The organism is Bradyrhizobium uaiense (assembly GCF_010811875.1).
Taxonomy (GTDB): Bacteria; Pseudomonadota; Alphaproteobacteria; order Rhizobiales; family Xanthobacteraceae; genus Bradyrhizobium; species Bradyrhizobium uaiense.
Genome location: NZ_VKHP01000439.1, coordinates 1 through 2,818 on the forward strand (window position 1 = coordinate 1; position 2,818 = coordinate 2,818).

Sequence of the window (2,818 nt, forward strand, 5' to 3'; positions counted from 1 at the left end):
GCGGCGAGAAGTTCGACCATTGCGTGCTCGGCGAGCCCTCGAATGTCGAGGTGCTCGGCGACATGATCAAGGTCGGCCGGCGCGGCTCGCAATCCGGCACGCTGATTGTCGACGGCGTGCAGGGCCACGTCGCCTATCCGCACCGCGCCTCGAACCCGGTGCCTGATATCTCGCGGCTGATCGTGGCGCTGAGCGACGAGCCGCTCGATCACGGCAGCGCGCAATTCCAGGCCAGCAACCTCGAATTCACCACGGTCGATGTCGGCAACGCCGCAAGCAATGTGATCCCCGGCCAGGCCCGGGCGAAGTTCAACATCCGCTACAACGACAATCACACCCAGGAGAGCCTGCGGCAGCTGGTCGACGAGCGGCTGGTGAAGGCCTGCGGCAATCGCATCCGCGCCCACATCGACTGGATGCCGTCGAACTCCAACGTGTTCGTCACCCAGCCCGGGCCGTTCACCGATCTCGCGGTCGCTGCGATCGAGGAGGTCACCGGCCGCAAGCCGGAGCTCTCCACCTCGGGCGGCACCTCGGATGCGCGCTTCATCTCCAGCTATTGCCCGGTGATCGAATTCGGCCTGGTCGGGCAGACCATGCACCAGATCGACGAGCGTACGCCGGTGGCCGATCTGGAGCAGTTGACGAAGATCTATCGCGGCGTGCTGGATCGGTATTTCGGGTAGGCTCGCGACCGTAGGGCGATTGCAGCCCCAACTGTCATCGCCCGCGAAAGCGGGCGATCCAGTATTCCAGAGGCGACAATATTGGAACGAGAAGCCTCGGCGTACTGGATCGCCCGGTCAAGCCGGGCGATGACAGTGTGCGCGGGTCGCCAGCTACGAGATCATCACTGGACAAAAATATCGAAAACAACCCCATGCACAGTAGTGATTGGGTCACCAGCAATCCACCTGTACCAGATACAGCGTGGTCTTTCGGGTAGGTTCACGACCATCCTACGCGATCATTCGTAATCCACCCGCATCAGATAGAGCCCGTCCGGCGGCGCGACGGGGCCGCAGGCGGCGCGGTTGCGGGCGGCGAGCGCCCCCGCGAGATCATCCGCGCTCCAGCGGCCCTCGCCGACCCACACCAGCGAGCCCACCATCGAACGCACCTGGCTGTGCAGGAACGAGCGCGCCGACGTCACGATGCTGATGGCGTCGCCCTCGCGCGTGACGTCGAGCTGATCGAGCGTCTTCTCCGGCGACTTGGCCTGGCACTCGGTGTCGCGGAAGGTGGTGAAATCGTGCTTGCCGAGCAACCGCTGCGCGGCCTCGTGCATCGCGTCGGCATCGAGCGCGCGCGGCACCCGCCAGACCCGGCCGATGTCGAGCGCGAGGTTCGCGCGAGTGTTGGTGATGCGATAGAGATAATGCCGCTTGATCGCCGAGAACCGCGCCTCGAAATCGTCGGGCACGATATCGGCCGCAAGCACGGCGATCGGATTGGGCCGCAGATGCGCGTTCAGCCCGTCGCGAAAGCGGCCGCGCGGAAAATGCTTGGCGATGTCGCAATGTGCGACCTGGCCGCGCGCATGCACGCCGGCGTCGGTACGCCCGGCGCCATGGACGCGCACGTCCTCGCCGCAGATCGCCTTGACCGCGGTCTCCAGCGCGCCCTGCACGGTCGGCGCGGTGTCCTGGATCTGCCAGCCGGAGAACGGCGTGCCGTCATATTCAATGGTGAGCTTGTAGCGCGGCATCAGCTGAGCCGCGCAGGCGGCTTCAGCGGCGTACCGCGCAAGAAGTCCGCGGCCTTCATCGGCCCCTTGCCCGCGCGCTGCAATTCGAGAATCCGGATCGCGCCGTCGCCGCAGGCGATCGCGAAATCGTCGTCGAGCACATCGCCCGGTTGACCCGCGCCCTTCGCCAGCTCGCAGCGCAGGATCTTCAGCCGCACCGGCTCGCCTTCGCCGGCGAGTTCGCACCAGGCGCCGGGGAACGGCGAGAGCCCGTGAATATGCCGCAACACGGCGTGCGCCGGCTGCGTCCAGTCGATCCGTGCCTCGGCCTTCTCGATCTTGGCCGCGTAGGTGACGCCGTCCGCGCTCTGCTTGGTCAACTGCAAGCCGCCGCGCTGCAAACCGCCCATCGCGCGTACCATCAGATCGGCGCCGAGCGGCGCCAGCGCGTCATGCAGATCGGATGCCGTCATGCTGTCTGATATCGGCAGCCGCCCGGCCATCGCGACGTCGCCGGTGTCGAGACCGACATCCATCTTCATCACCATCACGCCGCTCTCGGCATCACCCGCCATGATGGCACGGTTGATCGGCGCGGCGCCGCGCCAGCGCGGCAGCAGCGAAGCATGCAGGTTGAAGCAGCCGAGCTTCGGCGCATCGAGGATGGCCTGCGGCAGGATCATGCCATAGGCGACGACCACGGCGGCATCCGCGTCATGCGCGCGAAACGCCTCGAGCGCTTCGTCCGTCCTCAGCGTCTTCGGCGTCAGCACGGGAATGCCGAGCCGACGCGCCTCCTGCTCGACCGGTGTCGGCTGCAATTGCAGGCCGCGCCGTCCGCCCGGCTTCGGCGCACGGGTGTAGACGGCCACGACCTCATGACCATGCGCTACCAGTTCCAGCAATGTCGGCACGGCGAAATCGGGCGTGCCCATGAAGATCAGGCGGAGAGGCATGACGAGAACTCGGTCTGTTCCTTCCCTTGTGGGGAGAGGAATCGCATATGAAGCGCGCGGGTCTTTCCGCGAATTCGGTTGGCCTCTCCCGCTTGCGGGGGAGGCCGGATCGCATCGGAGATGCGATCCGGGTGGGGGCTATCTCAGCGATACGACTCGTGGAAAGACCCCCACC

3 protein-coding genes are annotated in these 2,818 nt (G+C 66.2%); 1 reads left to right on the forward strand and 2 read right to left on the reverse strand.

The genetic code is table 11. The features are described 5' to 3' along the window. The coding region (gene dapE, locus FNJ47_RS45420) for a succinyl-diaminopimelate desuccinylase (RefSeq protein WP_163163226.1) at positions 1–686 on the forward strand (686 nt) is incomplete at its 5' end. A gap of 281 nt (positions 687–967) precedes the next feature. On the opposite strand, the gene truA is transcribed toward dapE, so the two are convergent. Further along, the gene (truA, locus tag FNJ47_RS45425; RefSeq protein ID WP_163163228.1) at positions 968–1,708 is read right to left on the reverse strand and encodes a tRNA pseudouridine(38-40) synthase TruA; all 741 of its coding nucleotides are present in this window, start codon (positions 1,706–1,708) and stop codon (positions 968–970) included. After that, the gene (gene fmt, locus FNJ47_RS45430; RefSeq protein ID WP_163163230.1) at positions 1,708–2,643 is read right to left on the reverse strand and encodes a methionyl-tRNA formyltransferase; all 936 of its coding nucleotides are present in this window, start codon (positions 2,641–2,643) and stop codon (positions 1,708–1,710) included. The genes truA and fmt overlap by 1 nt, the downstream gene beginning before the upstream one ends. Between the last annotated feature and the right edge of the window lie 175 nt (positions 2,644–2,818).

Excerpts from the sequence above, each read along its gene's own strand:
- truA (WP_163163228.1), bottom strand. The coding sequence starts at position 1,708 with ATGCCGCGCTACAAGCTCACCATTGAATATGACGGCACGCCGTTCTCC.
- fmt (WP_163163230.1), bottom strand. The coding sequence starts at position 2,643 with ATGCCTCTCCGCCTGATCTTCATGGGCACGCCCGATTTCGCCGTGCCG.